The sequence below is a fragment of the Zoogloea sp. LCSB751 genome (assembly GCF_002028455.1).
Classification (GTDB): domain Bacteria; phylum Pseudomonadota; class Gammaproteobacteria; order Burkholderiales; family Rhodocyclaceae; genus Zoogloea.
In genome coordinates this window covers 75,369-91,796 of sequence record NZ_MWUM01000014.1, presented here as the reverse complement: position 1 = coordinate 91,796, position 16,428 = coordinate 75,369, and the positions used below count along the sequence as shown (strand labels likewise).

Sequence of the window (16,428 nt, the reverse complement as noted above, 5' to 3'; positions counted from 1 at the left end):
CGAATTCATTCGCCCGCCGGCATAACGATGCCATGTGCCTCCGGTACAATTCGGTTACAACCGATGTCTCACGAGGTGCTGCATGTCCCATCTGATTCGTTTCGAGCGTACCGGCGGCCCCGAGGTTCTGCAGTGGGTCGAGGCCGATGTGTCGCCGCCCGCCGCGGGCGAGGCTCAGGTTCGTCATCACGCGGTCGGCCTCAATTACATCGACACCTATCACCGCTCCGGTCTGTATCCGTTGCCCTTGCCTTCCGGCCTGGGTCAGGAGGCGGCTGGCGTCGTCGAGGCGGTCGGGGAGGGCGTTACCGGGCTGCAACCGGGCGATCGGGTCGCTTACGCGGGCGGTCCGCTTGGGGCTTACGCGGAGCTTCGCAACATCGCGGCCCTGCATCTGGTGAAGCTGCCGGACAGCCTGTCCTTCGAGCAGGGCGCAGCGATGATGCTGCAGGGGCTCACGGCCCAGTACCTGCTGCGCCGCACCTACCGGGTCCAGCCCGGCGACACCATCCTGATCCATGCTGCGGCGGGTGGTGTGGGGCTGATCGTCTGCCAGTGGGCCAAGGCCCTCGGCGCAACGGTGATCGGGACGGTCAGTTCGGACGAGAAGGCCGAGCTGGCGCGCCGCCACGGTTGTGACCACGCCATCGTGTCCACCCGTGAAAAAGTCTCCGAGCGTGTGCGCGCGCTGACCGGCGGGGTGGGCGTCAATGTGGTGTACGACTCCATCGGCAAGGATACCTTCCTGGACTCCCTGGCCTGTCTGCGGCCGCTCGGCATGATGGTGAGTTTCGGCAACGCGTCCGGCCCGGTGGACGCTTTCGATCTCGGGCTGCTGGCCAGGATGGGTTCCCTGTTCCTGACCCGGCCGACCCTGTTTACCTATACGGCCCGCCGCGAAGATCTGCTGGCGATGGCTGAAGAACTGTTCGGCGTCGTGGCGTCGGGCCAGGTTCGCATTACCATCAACCAGCGTTATCCGTTGCAGGATGCCGCCACGGCCCACCGTGAGCTGGAGGCGCGACGGACGACCGGTTCCACTGTTCTGATCCCGTGAAAATGAATGCTTCCCTCTTTCGTGCCGGGCTTGTCGTCGTGAGTCTGGCTGTCTGCCTGCCAACGGCATTCGCCGCACCACCGGCGCCTGCCGTGGTGCTGACGCCGGTGCAGATGGCTTTCCTGCAGGCGGAGACCCGCCGTATCGATGAGACCTTCATCCAGAAACTCATGACGATTGCGGGGGCGACCCGGGAGCAGGTGCTGCGGGCGATCCCCGCCAAAGGGCGGCTGACCGAGCGCATGGCGCGCATCTACAGCTCCCTGGAACACGACCTGAAAGTCCAGCTGACGCCCGAGCAGAAGGCGCTGATGTTTGCCGCCGATGAGGAGCGCAAGCAGGCCTTGAAGGATCTGCCGGCCCTGGCCGCCACCAAGTAGGCGCACATTCGTTCGCCCAGCGGGCCGCTTGCGGCCCGCCGCTGGCTCAAAACAATTCCATGCTGCCGTTCGGTTGTTCGCGTGTGGCGATCCGTCCGTCGGCCTGCAGGGTTTCATGGCAGGCGATCTGGTTGCGTCCGTTTTCCTTGGCGAAATAGAGTGCCTCGTCTGCCCGCCCGACGATTTCCGGGATGGTGTCCTGGGGGCGGATGTGGGTGTAGCCCATGCTGACGGTGACCTGGCCGACCTGCGGGAAAGGGTAGCTTTCGATCGTCTCGCGCAGCCGCTCGAGGGCGTGGACCACCTCGCCCTGGGTGCCGGCACGCAGCACGATGACGAACTCCTCGCCGCCGAAGCGGAACAGCCGGTCCTGGTGGCGGAAACAGTCCCGCATCAGGCGGGCCAGCAGCAGCAATACTTCGTCACCGTACAGGTGGCCGAACTGGTCATTGATGCGCTTGAAGTGGTCCACATCGAGGACCGCCAGCCAGTGGGTGCCGTCGTCCTGCTGGCGCCGCCGCAGGGGGCTGTCGTCCCCGACGCTGTTGCGGTGAACCGCCAGCGCAGTGAGGATCTTGCCGAGATTCTCGTCGAAGGTCTTGCGGTTGAGCAGGCCGGTGAGGGTGTCGCGCTCGCTGTAGTCGAGCAGGCTCATGTAGTTGCGGTAGAGGCCGAGGAAGCCCTCGGCCGTGCCCAGGTTTTCTTCGCTGAGCTGGGTGCTGCAGACCACTTCCAGCACGCCTAGCGTCCGGCGTTCGGCCTGGATGGGGAAGCAGTGCAAGTATTGGCCGCTCGCCGCCAGGTGGCGGAGCACGATTTGGTTCTGTTCGACGCAGGCGGCCATCTCCGGCCGCTGAGAGACCGGTATCGTCTCTTCGCCGTCGCTGAGTTCTTCCTGCACGTAGCGCACGCCTTCCGGGCCGACGTGCACGACCTGGGTCAGGAAGATGTCCTCACCGTGTTCGGTGACTTTGTAGAGATTGACCTCGAGGGCCTTGACCAGCTCGAACAGGGCCGACGCGACGCCCAGTTCGAGCAGGGTACGGTCGCGATGTTGGGTGATGGATTCGACGTGTTTGAGAACGTGGATCATGGATGTCTCGGGCCAGCCAGCTTGACCCGGCATATTAGCTCAGCGGGCGGGATTGTGTGGCGGGGCCGGGGCGAGGAATCCGTCGTGAATGACGTGCTCACCCGGTGCCGGTGGGGTGCGTGCCGGGCTTGCGTATAATCGCTGGCATCGTCCCGCCGAGCCTTGCCACGTCTTGAATTACGACACCTTCATCGATCTGCTGTTTGCCCGGGCTCCCCGTGCTGACGTGACCATCGCCCTGGTAGCGATCAATATTCTGGTTTTCGTCGGGCTGGCGATTGTCTCCATGAGCCCGCTGCAGATCCCCTCCGAACTGTTGATCCGTGCCGGTGGCAACTTTGCGCTGCGTGTCCAGGACGGTGAAATCTGGCGGCTGTTGACGGCCTTGTTCCTGCATGGCGGCTTGCTCCACGTTGCGCTCAACATGTTCGCCCTTTACCAGGCAGGGCAGGTGGTGGAGCGGCTGTTCGGGCGTGCCGGCTTCATGGTGGTGTATCTGGGCGCCGGCCTGCTCGGCAACCTCGCCAGCCTGTGGTGGCGGCAGGGGGCGGTGAGTATCGGTGCGTCGGGGGCGATCTTCGGTGTCTATGGGGCGTTGCTGGCCTACCTGATGATCCAGCGGGGTTCGGTACCTGCCGAAGTGTTCCGTGAAATGCGTTCGGGGACTCTTGGTTTTCTGGGCTATTCCCTGTTTGCCGGGTTCGCCATTGCGGGCATCGACAACGCGGCCCACCTGGGGGGCCTGCTCGGCGGGCTCATCCTCGGCGCCGCATTGGCCGAGCCCGTGCTCGCGCAGCGGCCGGTCCGCTGGCTGGGGCTGCGGGCCCTGGCTGGGGCCCTTGCCGTGGTGTTCGTCGGCGTGGCCATGTGGCGTGCAACCCCAAATGTGGCGCGTGTACTCGAGGTGGATACGCTCTACTTGCAGACCATCCGGGGCTTTGCCCTCGAAGAGCAGGATCTGCAACGGGAACAAGCCCAGCTCATGGAGGCCGTGCGTATCCGCCGGACGTCCGAGACGCTGGCGCTGGATGCGATTGAGCGGGAACTGATTCCCCGCTGGGACCGGCAGGTGATGCAGCTGTCGTGGCGTATGGCGCCACCCCAGCATGAGTGGCAGCGGCGGGAGCTGATCCAGTACGCCACGGCCCGCCGCGACGCACTTAGGGCCTTGGCCCAGGCCCTGAAAACCCGCGACGCGGAATGGGTCGAACGTTCACGCGCGCTGCAGCAGGAGGCGGAATCCATCCTGCTCCAGATGCGCCTGCGCAAGTCGGTGGAAGAGCCGGAGCAGTGACTCCGGACGGAGAACCAGAACAATGGACCTGCTCGAAAACCTGCTGCTGATCGGCCTGCTGGTAGCGATCAGCGCTTTCTTCGCCGTCTCCGAGATTTCGATTGCGGCCTCGCGGCCGGTACGCCTGTCGGTGCTGGCCGAGGAGGGCCATGCCGCTGCGGCCCGGGTGCTGGCCCTGCAGGCCCAGCCGGGCCCCTTCTTCACGCTGGTCCAGATCGGCCTCAACGCAGTGGCGATCATGGGCGGCATCGTCGGAGAGGGGGTGTTCTCCCCGTGGCTGACGACGGTGCTGGCGCCGCTGCTGCCGGAAACGTACCTGGAAACGGTGTCTTTCGCCGCCTCCTTCACGGTGGTGACATCTCTGTTCATCCTGTTCGCCGACCTGATGCCCAAGCGCCTCGGCATGGCTTCGCCGGAACGGCTGGCGATGGCCGTGTCGGCTCCGATGAGCCTGCTGATCCGCTGGCTGCGGCCGCTGCTGTGGTTCTACAACTCGGCGGCGGATCTGCTGTTCCGGGCGCTGGGGGTGCGCACCACCCGCAATGAGACGGTGACGCCGGACGAGATCATCGCCGTCGTGCAGGCCGGCGCCGATGCGGGTGTGCTCGCCGAGCAGGAGCACGCCTTGATCGAAAACGTCTTCGGCCTCGATGCGCGCAGCGCGCCGTCGGCGATGACGACCCGCGACAGCGTGGTGTTCTTCACGCTGCAGGAGAGCGAGGAGAGCATCCGCCAGAAGATCACCAGCCGGCCCTTCAACCGCTTTCCGGTGTGCGACGGCAGCATCGACCATGTGGTCGGCTACGTGGATGCCAAGGACCTGCTCAATCGCGTGCTGGCGGGCCAGTCCCTGTCCATGAAGGCCGACGCGCCGATCAATCCGCTGCTGGCGCTGCCCGACTCGCTGACCCTGGCCGAGGTGCTGGAGCGCCTGCGCGAGGCCCGCGAGGACTTCGCGGTGGTCATCAACGAATACGCGCTGGTGGTCGGCGTGATCACGCTCAACGACATCATCCGGGCGCTGGTCGGCGACGATGTGGACCAGGTGCAGGAAGAGCAGATCCTGCGCCGGGACGAGCATTCCTGGCTGGTGGACGGCGCTACTGCAGCGGCCGACGTGATGCGCGTGCTCGACATCGACGATGAGGACGGTAGTGAGCACTATGAGACCATCGCCGGCTTCATGATGTACCACTTGCGCAAGATTCCGCGCCGTACCGACCGGGTGGACTTCGCCGGCTATCGCTTCGAGGTGCTCGACGTGGACAACCACCGCATCGACCAGCTACTGGTCAGCCGTCTGTCGGCCGATGGAGAAATCTCCGCCAAGGGGTGAACCCGCTCCCGCCGGACGGGTAAAATTGCGGGATGCCTGAGACTCACTCCCCCCGCTTCATCCACCTGCGCCTCCATACCGAGTACTCGATCTCCGACGGGATCGTGCAGGTGGACCACGCCATCGCCCGCGCCGTCGCCGACGGCATGCCGGCGCTGGGCATTTCCGACCTCGCCAACCTGTTCGGCATGGTCAAGTTCTACAAGGGCGCCCGCGGCAAGGGCCTCAAGCCGGTGTGCGGCGTGGATGCCTGGATCACCAACGACGTCGATCGGGACAAACCCAGCCGCCTGCTGCTGATCTGCAAGAACCGCAAGGGCTACGGCCAGCTGTGCGAGCTGCTGACCCTGGCCTACATCGAGAACAAGTACCGCGGCCGTGCCGAGATCCGCCGCGAGTGGCTGACCGCCGACAGCGCCAGCGACCTGCTGTGCCTGTCCGGCGCCAAGGATGGCGACGTCGGCCATGCGCTGGCCAACGGCAACACCCGGCTCGCCGAGCAGCTGGCCGCCGACTGGGCGCGCCGTTTCCCGGACAGTTTCTACATCGAGATCCAGCGCGCCGGCCATCCTGGCACCGAGACCTACATCCGTGAGGCCCTGCAGATCGCCGCCAGCCTCGACCTGCCGGTGGTCGCCACGCACCCGATCCAGTTCACCCGGCCCGAAGACTTCAAGGCCCACGAAGCGCGGGTGTGCATTTCCCAGGGCAATGTGCTGGCCGACAAGCGGCGCCCGCGGGATTTCACCGAGCAGCAGTATTTCAAGACCCAGGCGGAGATGTGCGAGCTCTTCGCCGACATCCCCGAAGCCCTCGAGAACAGCATCGAGATCGCCCGCCGCTGCTCGCTGACGGTCCAGCTCGGCAAGAACTTCCTGCCGCTGTTCCCGACGCCGGAGGGCATGACCCTCGACGACTTCCTCATCGCCGAGGCCAAGGCGGGCCTGGAGGTGCGCCTGGGCGAGCTGTATCCGGACGAAGCGGTCCGCGAGGGCCAGCGCCAGCGCTACGAGGATCGACTGAAGTTCGAGACCGACACCATCGTGCAGATGGGCTTTCCGGGCTACTTCCTGATCGTGGCGGACTTCATCAACTGGGCCAAGCAGAACGGCGTGCCGGTGGGGCCTGGGCGGGGTTCCGGCGCGGGCTCGCTGGTGGCCTACAGCCTGCGCATCACCGACCTGGACCCGCTCGAATACGCGCTGCTGTTCGAGCGCTTCCTGAACCCGGAACGGGTGTCGATGCCCGACTTCGACATCGACTTCTGCCAGGACAACCGCTACCGCGTCATCGAATACGTGCGCGAACGCTACGGCAAGGACGCGGTGAGCCAGATCGCCACCTTCGGCACGATGGCCTCCAAGGCCGTGGTGCGTGACGTGGGCCGCGTGCTCGACCTGCCTTACGGCCTGTGCGACCGTCTGTCCAAGCTGATCCCGGTGGTGCAGAACAAGCCGCTGTCGCTGGCCGACGCCCGCGAGCAGGAGCCGCAGATCAACGAGCTGATGAACGATTCCAGCGACGGCGAATCGATCCAGGAACTCTGGAGCCTCGCCGAGCCGCTGGAGGGCCTGACCCGCGGCGTCGGCATGCACGCCGGCGGCGTGCTGATCGCCCCCGGCAAGCTGACCGACTTCTGCCCGCTGTACATCGCCGACGGCGAGGACGCCACGCCGGTGTCCCAGTTCGACAAGGACGACGTGGAAGGCGTCGGCCTGGTGAAGTTCGACTTCCTCGGCCTGCGCAACCTCACCATCATCGAGCTGGCGCTGGACTACGTGGCGCGCCTGACCGGCAAGCGGATCGACCTGATGAGCCTGGGCTTCGAAGACCAGGCCGCCTACCAGATCCTCCGCGACGCCAACACCACCGCGATCTTCCAGGTGGAATCGGACGGGATGAAGAAGCTGCTCAAGAAGCTGGCGCCCGACCGTTTCGAAGACATCATCGCCGTGCTGGCCCTCTACCGGCCGGGCCCGCTGGGCTCGGGCATGGTGGACGACTTCATCCTGCGTAAAAAAGGCCAGCAGGAGATCGACTACTTCCACCCGGACCTGAAAGCCTGCCTGGAGCCCACCTACGGGGTGATCGTGTACCAGGAACAGGTGATGCAGATCTCCCAGATCATCGGCGGCTACACCCTCGGTGGTGCCGACATGCTGCGCCGGGCGATGGGCAAGAAGAAGGCCGAAGAAATGGCCAAGCACCGGGAGACGATTGCCGACGGCGCCGAGAAGCTGGGCTACGACCCGGCACTGGCCGAGCAGCTCTTCGACCTGATGACCAAGTTCGCCGAGTACGGCTTCAACAAGTCGCACACGGCAGCCTACGCGGTGGTCACCTACCACACCGCCTGGCTCAAGGCTTACCACTGCGCGGCCTTCATGGCCGCCACCATGTCGGCGGACCTGGACAACACCGACACGATCAAGATCTTCTACGAAGACACGATCGCCAACCACATCACGGTGCTGCCGCCGGACGTGAACGCGTCCGACTACCGCTTCGTGCCCACCGACTCCAAGACCATCCGCTATGGCCTGGGGGCGGTGAAGGGCGTCGGCGAGCCGGCGGTGCGGGCGATCCTGGCCGCCCGCGAGTCGGGCGGTCCGTTCAAGGACCTGTTCGACTTCGCCTGCCGGGTGGACAAGCGCATGGCCAACCGGCGCGTCATCGAAGCGCTGATCCGTGCCGGCGCCTTCGACACCATCGCGCCGACCCAGCCGGTCGATCGCCACACGCTGCTGGCCAGCGTCGGTATCGCCATGGAAGCGGCCGAGCAGATCGCCGCCAACGCGCTGCAGAGCGGCCTCTTCGACGTGCCCGGCGAGGCCGCCGCGCCGATGGTGGATTACGTCAAGGTGCGGCCGTGGGGCGAACGGGACAAACTGAAGGAAGAAAAGCTGGCGATTGGCTTCTTCCTCTCTGGCCATCCGTTCAACGCCTTCAGGGAGGAGGTGCGGCGCTTCGTGCGGCGCCCGCTGTCCCAGGTCGAGCCGAGCAAGGAGCTGATCACGATGGCCGGTGTGGTGATGGAGGTGCGCGCCAAGATGACGGCCCGCGGCAAGATCGCCTTCGTGCTGCTCGACGATGGCACCACGCCGCGGGAGGTGTCGGTGTTCTCCGAAGTCTTCGACAACAACCGCCAGCGCATCGTGGTGGATGAGGTGCTGGTGGTCGAGGCGAAGGTCAGCAACGACGACTTCTCCGGTGGTTTCCGTATCGTCGCCGACAAGTTGCTGACTCTCGGCGAGGCCCGTGGCCGCTTTGCCAAGGCGCTGCAGCTCAAGCTCAACGGCGAGGTCGGCGAGGCGGGGGGCGCGGTGGCGGCCGCCGAACGTCTGGCCAGCCTGCTGGAGCCCTTCCGCGCCGGAGAGTGCCCGATCCGCGTGCGCTATCGCAACGGCAACGCTGAAGGTGACGTGCCCCTCGGTCCGAACTGGCGGGTGCGTCCCGACGACAGCCTGCTCGAAAGCCTGCGCAACTGGTTGCCGCCAGAGGCTGTCGAAGTCCTGTACAGCTGAGGCCGGCCGTTGCGTTGGGGCGGATTCATTCGCCCTTCACGGCTTGAACGACGTCCGTGGGCGAATGGTTTGGCCCCAACGGGAGGTGATGTGGGTTTGGTCTTTTTCGATGCCGCCTTGCTTGACGGGCTGGTGGCGCAGGCCCGTACGGCACCGCGCCGGCGGGCCCATCACGCTCTGCACGCCGACCTGGGGGCACCGGCCCACCGCCTGCTGGTGGCGATGGAGCCGGACTCCTACGTGCGTCCGCATTGCCATCTGGATCCCGCCAAGGCGGAAACCCTGATCGTGCTGCGCGGTGGCGTGGGCGTGCTGATCTTCGACGCCGACGGGGCGGTTGCGGCAACGCAGGTCCTGCGGGCCGGCGGCGCGATCCTGGGCTACGACGTACCGCCCGGCGTGTGGCACTCGATCGTGGCGCTGGAGAGCGGTACCGTCTTTGCCGAGGCCAAGGCCGGGCCTTACGCGCCGCTGAGAGAGGCCGAGTGGGGCGGCTGGTCGCCAGCCGAAGGCGAACCCGCGGCGGCGGCCTGCCTGGCCGCCATGGTCAGGCGATTTACTCTGGGGTGAGCGGCGCGGCTGGCAGTGTTCCGATGTGCAACAGCCCGGTGACAGCGTCGGCCGGCAGCGGCGGGCTGAACAGGTAGCCCTGTGCCGCGGTGCAGCCTTCCAGGCGCAGGAACTCCATCTGCTCGGGCGTCTCGGTGCCTTCGGCGATCACTTCCAGGCGCAGATTGCGGCCGAGCTGGATGATGGTCCGTACGAGCACCGCGTCGTCCGGGTCCTCGTTGAGATCGCGGACGAAGCTCTGATCGATCTTCAGACGGTCCACCGGAAAACGCTTCAGGTAGGCCAGGCTCGAGTATCCGGTGCCGAAGTCGTCGATGGACATGCGGACTCCGAGGCTCTTGAGGCGCGCCAGGGTGTCTTCGACGGCGTTGCCCGACTGCATCAACAAGGATTCGGTGAGCTCCAGCTCCAGCCATTGTCCATCCAGCCCGCTGGCTTCGAGGGCGTCGCGGACGGTGGCGATGATGTCTTCCCGGCGGAACTGCAGGGCTGACAGATTGACGGCTACCGGTACCGGCGGAAAGCCGGCATCCTGCCAGCGGCGGGCCTGGCGGCAGGCCTCCTGCAGGACCCAGCGACCGATAGGTACGATCAGGCCGCATTCTTCGGCGAGCGGGATGAAACGGGCGGGGGGCACGCCGCCCAGCGCACCGCTGAACCAGCGCAGCAGGGCTTCCATGCCGATGATGCGACCCGTGGCCAGATCCACCTGGGGCTGGTAATAGAGCTGAAATTCGTTGTTCTCCAGGGCGCGCCGCAAGGCGTTTTCCAGGTGCAGGCGTTCCAGCGCGTTAACGTTCATCACCTCGTCGAAGAAGCGGTAGGTATTCCGTCCGCTTTCCTTGGCGTGGTACATCGCCGTGTCGGCGTTCTTCATCAGGCTCTCGACGTCCTTGCCGTCCTCCGGGTAAAGGGCGATGCCAATGGAGAAGGAGGTGCCGAGCTGCTGGGTATCGATCTCGAAGGGTTCGCGCAGGCGGTCGAGGATTTTCTCGGCGACGCGGGCTGCGTCAGCCGGGACTTCCACGTCGGTGAGGACGATCAGGAACTCGTCGCCGCCCTGGCGGCTGACCGTGTCGGTCTCGCGGATGCAGGCGCTCAGGCGCAGGGCAACCCCCTGCAGCAGCTGGTCGCCCATCATGTGGCCGAGGGAGTCGTTGATGGTCTTGAAACGGTCGAGGTCGAGGAACAGCAGGGCGATCCGCTTGCGTCGCCGCACGGCGTTGGCCAGGGCCTGTTCGAGGCGATCGTGGAGCAGGGCCCGGTTGGGCAGGCCGGTCAGCGCATCGTGCTGGGCCAGGAAGGCGATGCGCGCTTCCGACGCCTTGCGCTCGGTGATGTCGGAGAACACCGCCACGTAATGGCTGATCCGCCCGGCGTTGTCGCGCACGGCGCTGATCGACAGGGCCGACGGATAGAGCGTGCCGTTCTTGCGGCGGTCGTTGATCTCCCCCTGCCAGAAGCCGTGCTCCTCAATCTCGGCCCACATCGCCTCGTAGAAGGCCGGATCGTGGTGGCCGGACTTGAGTAGCCGTGGGGTCTGGCCGATGGCTTCCTCGGCGCTGTAGCCGGTGACTTCGCTGAAGGCCTTGTTGACCGACAGGATGCGCTGGTTGGCGTCGGTGACGATGATCGCTTCGACGCTGTTGCGGAAGACGGTCCACGCCAGGCGGAGCTGTTCCTCGCTTTCGCGGCGGGCGGTGATGTCGGCGATGGTGGTGATGACACCGCGGGGCGTGTCGCTGTCGTCCTCATAGAGCGGCACCGAATTGACCCATACCCAGCGCAGGCTGCCATCCCGGCGTTCCACGCCGAGCGGGCCGGCCTGGGCCTGCCCGCTGGCGAGTGCCCGCATGGACGGAATCTGGCTGAACTCGGCCTGTCCGCCGTCTTCGTTGAGGTAGCGCACCAGGCCACTGTCCTGGTTGAGCTCCCAGATGCGCATTTCCGCTGCGCTGAGGCCGAAGATCTCTTCGGCGCTGGCGTTGTGCAGCAAGACCCTGCCCTGGGCGTCGCGCAGGATGACACCTTCGCCCATCGAGGCGAGCAGCGTGCGCATGCTTTGTTCGCGCTCGCGCAATTCGGCTTCGGTGTCGCGGCGATCGGTGATGTCCAGGCAGGAGCCGATGTAGCCGGTGAACTCGCCGTTCGTGTCGAAGACCGGCCGGCCGGTGTCGATGATCCAGCGGTATGCGCCGTCATGGCGGCGCAGCCGGTACTCCATCTCGAAAGGGGTCTGGACCGCGAAGTGTTCGAGATAGGTGCCGATGCAGCGGTCGAAATCCTCCGGATGGATCCCGATGGTCCAGCCGTCCCCCAGCTCGTCCTCCAGTGCCCGGCCTGTGAAGTCCAGCCAGGTCCGGTTGAAATAGCTGCATTTGGCGTCGATGCCGGAGCGCCAGATCAGGGTGGGAAAGCGCTCGAACAGGGCGGTCGAAAAATCGAGACTGTCGATGCTTTCTGGATTGGAGGGCACGGCCACGGCGAGAGAGGATGTCTTGATAATTCAGGTGGATGGTGGCGACCGGGGCATTCTAACGCCATTTGTCGCCACTCACGCCGCCGGCATGGACTAGAGCGTATCGGCGCGCACGAAGCCGGCGGATGCCGGTGGCTCGGCGAGCTCGTGGTCCACCCGGCTGACGCGGGCGGCCGGCGGCCCCCGCCGGGCCCATTCGACGATCGCGTCGACGGCCGCTGCCGGACCCGCGACGAGGGCTTCGACGGTGCCGTCGCTGCGGTTGCGTACCCAGCCGGCGAGGCCCAGATGGTGGGCCTGGGCGTGCAGCGCGTTGCGGTAGCCGACCCCCTGCACGCTGCCGTGGATGCGCAGCAGGCGGGCCGTATCAGATGTTGTCTTCATCCATGAACCTCGGGAGCAGCTCCTTGGCGCGGGCGAGGGCACCGTACAGGTCGCCGCAGATGTTGTTGGGGCCGACCTCGTCGGCGAAGCCCGAACGTTCGATCAGCGAGCCGGGCTGCACGTTGAGGTTACAGAGGATAAGCGCACAGCCCCGTTTGTGCAGGTTCTTGCACAGGCTCTCGAGGCCCTCCAGGCCGGTGGTGTCGAGGCTGACCAGGTGCTGCATTTCGAGGATGACGATCTCGGGGTGCCGCTCGGCGGGGGCCAGCAGGGTTTCCAGCTTGTGGATGGCGCCGAAGAACAGGGAGCCGTACAGGGAATAGGCGACCACCCGCGGCGTTTTGTCCGGGTAGAGGAACTGCGGCAGCATGGCCAGTTCGCCGAGGGGCATGCGCTCGACGCGGGTCAGGTCCGACATGCGGTAGATGAAGGCCAGGCTGGCCAGCACCATGCCGAGCTCGACCGCCAGCGTCAGGTCGAAGACCACGGTGACGAAGAAGGTGCTCAGCAGGATCGCCCGGTAGTTCAGGGAAAACCGGCCGAGGCCGCGGAACTCGTGCCATTCGCCCATGTTGATCGACACCACGACGACGATCGCCGACAGGGTGGCCAGCGGGATGTGCTTGGCGAATGGGGCGAGCACCAGCACGACGGCCAGAAGCACCAGTGAATGCACCATGCCGGCCACCGGGCTGCGGCCGCCGGTACGCACGTTGGTGGCGGTGCGGGCGATGGCGCCGGTAGCGGCAAAGCCGCCGAACAGCGGCGCGGCGATGTTGGCGATGCCCTGGGCGATGAGTTCCTGGTTGGGGTCGTGGCGGTCGTCGATGGCACTGTCGGCAACCCGCGCCGACAGCAGGGATTCGATGGCGCCGAGCAGCGCGATGGTCAGGGCCGGCGAGATCAGCTTGCCGAGGGTGGGCAGCGACAGCTCGGGCAGCGCGAAGGCGGGCAGGTCCTGCGGAATGCCGTTGAAGCGGCTGCCGATGGTTTCCACCGGCAGTTGCAGCAGGGCATTGGCGACGGTGGCGACGACCAGCACGCCGAGCGGGCCGGGCATGCGGGCCAGCAACGTGAAGCGCCTGGCCAGCCGGTTCCAGGACAGCAGTACGACGAGTGAGGCGATCGACAGGGCGACGGTCGGGATGTCGATGGTGTGCAGGTTGGCGGCCAGTGCCTCGACCTTGCCGAAGAACTCGCCGGGCATGTGCTCGATGCGCAGGCCGAGGAAATCCTTGATCTGGGCGAGGAAGATCACCACCGCGATGCCGTTGGTGAAGCCGATCACCACCGTTTTGGGAATGAAGCGGATCAGGTTGCCGAGGCGGAACACGCCCATCGCGACGAGGATCGCGCCGGCCAGCATGGTGGCGACGAGCAGGTTTTGCACGCCGTAGTCGGCGACGATGGCGTAGATGATCGGAATGAAGGCGCCGGTCGGTCCGCCGACCTGCACGCGGGAACCGCCGAGGGCGGAGATCAGGAAGCCGGCCACGATGGCCGTCCAGATGCCGGCGGTGGGGGACATGCCCGAGGCGATGGCAAAGGCCATCGCCAGGGGCAGGGCGAGGACGCCGACGGTCAGGCCGGCGGACGCATCGCGGCTGAACTGGGCGCCGTCATAGCCCGGCAGGGTATCGAGAAGCTTGGGGTGAAACGCAATCTTGGCCATGGGGCCTCCGCAAAAGGGGGAACATCGGGTGTGCGCCGGCTGGCGCGGCTTGCGGAGGGGTGAGACCGGGCCCGGTGCGATGTTGGACGAACCATCGTTTGCGGGCGGTCATGGGCATGGCGGAGCTTCCTTCGGGTTAGCCGGAAAAGTGGCTGTCGTTGGCGGCCCGCTTGCCGCGGGAGGCGGCATGCATGACTTCCACCAGCATCTTCACCGCAGCGATGAAGACGGCAACGATGCCGCCGCCCACGCAGATCCAGGCCTGCAGGCTGTTGGCGGGAAAGCCGGGCAGCAGGGAGGCGCGGTCTTCCATGAGGTAGGCCGCACCCAGTGCGAGGACCAGCACGCCGATCATGTCGATGGCCGCCCAGGCCCAGAAGGCCGCCGTCAGGCGGGGCAGGGGCGAGGCGCTCATTTGACGCGCATGCCCGCGGTGGCACCGCTGTCCGGCGACAGGATGAACAGGCCCGGCACTTCGCCGGTGCTGTCGGAGGCGGCCAGTACCATGCCTTCGGACATGCCGAACTTCATCTTGCGCGGGGCCAGGTTGGCGACCATCACGGTCAGCCGGCCGACCAGCGTGGCGGGGTCGTAGGCGCTCTTGATGCCGGCGAAGACCTGGCGCGGGCGCTCCTCGCCGATGTCGAGCTGCAGGCGCAGCAACTTGGCGGCGCCTTCGACGTGCTCCGCGGAGACGATTTTCGCGATGCGCAGGTCGACCTTGCCGAAGTCGTCGATGGAGATGAAGGGCTCGGTTTCTGCGGCCTGCTCGGCTTCGGTGGCGGCGACGTGGGCCTGGTGCTGGGCGTGGCGTTGCTCGGAGTGGGCCTCCTTGCCGTTCTTGGCGGCCTTGGCGGGTTTGGCATCGGCCACGGCGGCCGGGGCCAGGGAGTCGCGGTTGGCTTCGAGGAGGGCATCCACCTGCTTGCGCTCGATGCGGGTCATCAGGTGGCTGTAGGCGCCGATGGCGTGGCCGGCGGGCAGCGGGGCCAGCAGGCTGTCCCAGCCGAGGGGCTCGATGGCCAGGAAGGCTTCGACCTGGGCCGCCAGCGTGGGCAGCACCGGCTTCAGCAGGCCGGTGAGGGCCTTGAAGATGTTGATGGCGGTGGAGCACACCACGTGCAGGCGGGCGTCCTGGCCCTCCTGCTTGGCGAGTTCCCACGGCTTGTTGTCGTTGACATAGCCGTTGGCGAGGTCTGCGAACTCCATGATCTTGCGCAGCGCGCGGCTGAAGTCGCGGGTTTCGTAGGCGGCGGTGATCTCGGCGAGGTCCCAGTCGAGGGCGGCGGCGCTGTCGTGGGCGCCGAGCTTGCCGTCGAAGCGCTTGGCGATGAAGCCGGCGCAGCGGCTGGCGATGTTGACGAACTTGCCGACCAGGTCGGAATTGACCTTGGCGATCATGTCGTCGAGGTTGAGGTCCACGTCCTCCATCGTGCCGTTGGACTTGCCGGCGAAGTAGTAGCGCAGCCACTCCGGATTGAGCTTCTGCTCGGTGTAGGAGCGGGCGGTGATGAAGGTGCCGCGGCTCTTGCTCATCTTGGCGCCGTCGACGGTCAGGAAGCCGTTCACGCACAGCTGGGTCGGTGTGCGGTAGCCGGCAAAGTGCAGCATGGCGGGCCAGAACAGCGCGTGGAAGTACAGGATGTCCTTGCCGATGAAGTGGATCAGCTCGGTGCCGGTGGCGGCCGCCGGGCCGGCGTCGGTGTAGTTGGCGACGTCGATGTCCTTGCGGCGGGCGGCCAGGTTGCGGAAGCTGGCGAAGTAGCCGATCGGGGCGTCCAGCCACACGTAGAAATACTTGCCGGGGGCGCCGGGGATCTCGAAGCCGAAGTAGGGCGCGTCGCGGGAGATGTCCCAGTCGGACAGCTTGTTCTCGCCGGCTTCGCCGAGCCATTCCTTCATCTTGTTGGCGGCTTCGGCCTGCAGGCGGCGTTCGCCGTCGGGGGTGACGCCCTGGGTCCATTCGCGCAGGAACTCGACGGCGCGCGGGTCCGACAGGCGGAAGAAGTAGTGCTCGGAGGTCTTCAACACCGGCTTGGCACCGGATACTGCGGAGTACGGGTTTTTCAGTTCGGTGGGGGCGTAGGCCGCACCGCAGACTTCACAGTTGTCGCCGTACTGGTCCGTGGCGCCGCACTTGGGGCATTCGCCCTTGATGAAGCGGTCGGGCAGGAACATCTCCTTGACCGGGTCGTAGAACTGCTCGATGGCGCGGGTGTCGATCAGCTTGGCGTGGTCGCGCAGGCGGGTGTAGATGTCCTCGGCGTACCAGCGGTTCTCGCTGCTGTGGGTGGAATGGTAGTTGTCGAACTCCACACCGAAGTCGCGGAAGTCGCGGGAGTGCTCGCCATGCACGCGGTCGATCAGCTGCTCGGGCGTCAGGCCTTCCTTTTCGGCGCGCAGCATGACCGGCGTGCCGTGGGTGTCGTCGGCGCAGACGTAGTGCACCAGGTTGCCGCGCATGCGCTGGTAGCGCACCCAGATGTCGGCCTGGATGTAGCCGACCAGGTGACCGAGGTGGATGTCGCCGTTGGCGTAGGGCAGGGCGTTGGTGACGAGAATCTTGCGCGCGGTGGTCATGAATGGGCCTGAAGCAGGATTGTTCTGAATCGTGCATTCTACCAAAGCGATTCCACCCT

The 16,428-nt window shown here is 66.2% G+C and carries 12 protein-coding genes; 6 read left to right on the top strand and 6 right to left on the bottom strand.

Features of this window, described 5'->3' with window-relative positions; all coding sequences use genetic code 11:
- Positions 1 to 82: 82 nt before the first annotated feature.
- Together B4920_RS16130 and B4920_RS16125 are read left to right on the top strand one after the other, a co-directional pair.
- Positions 83 to 1,057, top strand: coding sequence for a quinone oxidoreductase (locus tag B4920_RS16130; RefSeq protein WP_079435653.1), 975 nt, complete (start codon positions 83 to 85; stop codon positions 1,055 to 1,057).
- 2 nt (positions 1,058 to 1,059) lie between these two features.
- Positions 1,060 to 1,437, top strand: a complete 378-nt coding sequence (locus B4920_RS16125; RefSeq protein ID WP_079435652.1) for a hypothetical protein — start codon at positions 1,060 to 1,062, stop codon at positions 1,435 to 1,437.
- Between the two features lie 46 nt (positions 1,438 to 1,483).
- Here B4920_RS16125 and B4920_RS16120 read toward each other — a convergent pair whose 3' ends face one another.
- On the bottom strand, positions 1,484 to 2,530 hold the full coding sequence (locus B4920_RS16120) for a GGDEF domain-containing protein (protein WP_161493314.1): 1,047 nt from the start codon (positions 2,528 to 2,530) through the stop codon (positions 1,484 to 1,486).
- An 88-nt stretch (positions 2,531 to 2,618) separates the two neighbouring features.
- Here B4920_RS16120 and B4920_RS16115 point away from each other — a divergent pair, with 88 nt between their 5' ends.
- The 4 genes from B4920_RS16115 to B4920_RS16100 all read left to right on the top strand — a co-directional run bounded on the left by B4920_RS16115 (position 2,619) and on the right by B4920_RS16100 (position 9,254).
- A complete protein-coding gene (locus tag B4920_RS16115; protein ID WP_079435650.1) occupies positions 2,619 to 3,824 on the top strand; it encodes a rhomboid family intramembrane serine protease in 1,206 nt (401 codons plus the stop codon).
- A 22-nt stretch (positions 3,825 to 3,846) separates the two neighbouring features.
- Positions 3,847 to 5,160, top strand: a complete 1,314-nt coding sequence (locus tag B4920_RS16110; protein ID WP_216819889.1) for a hemolysin family protein — start codon at positions 3,847 to 3,849, stop codon at positions 5,158 to 5,160.
- Positions 5,161 to 5,192: 32 nt separating this feature from the next.
- On the top strand, positions 5,193 to 8,684 hold the full coding sequence (gene dnaE, locus B4920_RS16105) for a DNA polymerase III subunit alpha (protein ID WP_079435649.1): 3,492 nt from the start codon (positions 5,193 to 5,195) through the stop codon (positions 8,682 to 8,684).
- A gap of 90 nt (positions 8,685 to 8,774) precedes the next feature.
- Positions 8,775 to 9,254, top strand: coding sequence for a WbuC family cupin fold metalloprotein (locus tag B4920_RS16100; protein ID WP_079435648.1), 480 nt, complete (start codon positions 8,775 to 8,777; stop codon positions 9,252 to 9,254).
- Here the strand turns inward: B4920_RS16100 and B4920_RS16095 are convergent.
- The 5 genes from B4920_RS16095 to metG form a co-directional block, all read right to left on the bottom strand.
- A complete protein-coding gene (locus tag B4920_RS16095; RefSeq protein ID WP_139379527.1) occupies positions 9,241 to 11,730 on the bottom strand; it encodes an EAL domain-containing protein in 2,490 nt (829 codons plus the stop codon). The genes B4920_RS16100 and B4920_RS16095 overlap by 14 nt on opposite strands.
- Before the next feature lie 96 nt (positions 11,731 to 11,826).
- Positions 11,827 to 12,117, bottom strand: coding sequence for an acylphosphatase (locus tag B4920_RS16090; protein WP_079435646.1), 291 nt, complete (start codon positions 12,115 to 12,117; stop codon positions 11,827 to 11,829).
- Positions 12,101 to 13,789 (bottom strand): SulP family inorganic anion transporter, encoded by a 1,689-nt coding sequence (locus tag B4920_RS16085; protein WP_079435645.1) that lies wholly within the window; start codon positions 13,787 to 13,789, stop codon positions 12,101 to 12,103. Before B4920_RS16085 ends, B4920_RS16090 begins: the two co-directional genes overlap by 17 nt.
- Positions 13,790 to 13,925: 136 nt before the next feature.
- A complete protein-coding gene (locus tag B4920_RS16080; protein WP_079435644.1) occupies positions 13,926 to 14,204 on the bottom strand; it encodes a hypothetical protein in 279 nt (92 codons plus the stop codon).
- Positions 14,201 to 16,369, bottom strand: coding sequence for a methionine--tRNA ligase (gene metG, locus B4920_RS16075; RefSeq protein ID WP_079435643.1), 2,169 nt, complete (start codon positions 16,367 to 16,369; stop codon positions 14,201 to 14,203). Before metG ends, B4920_RS16080 begins: the two co-directional genes overlap by 4 nt.
- Positions 16,370 to 16,428: the final 59 nt, after the last annotated feature.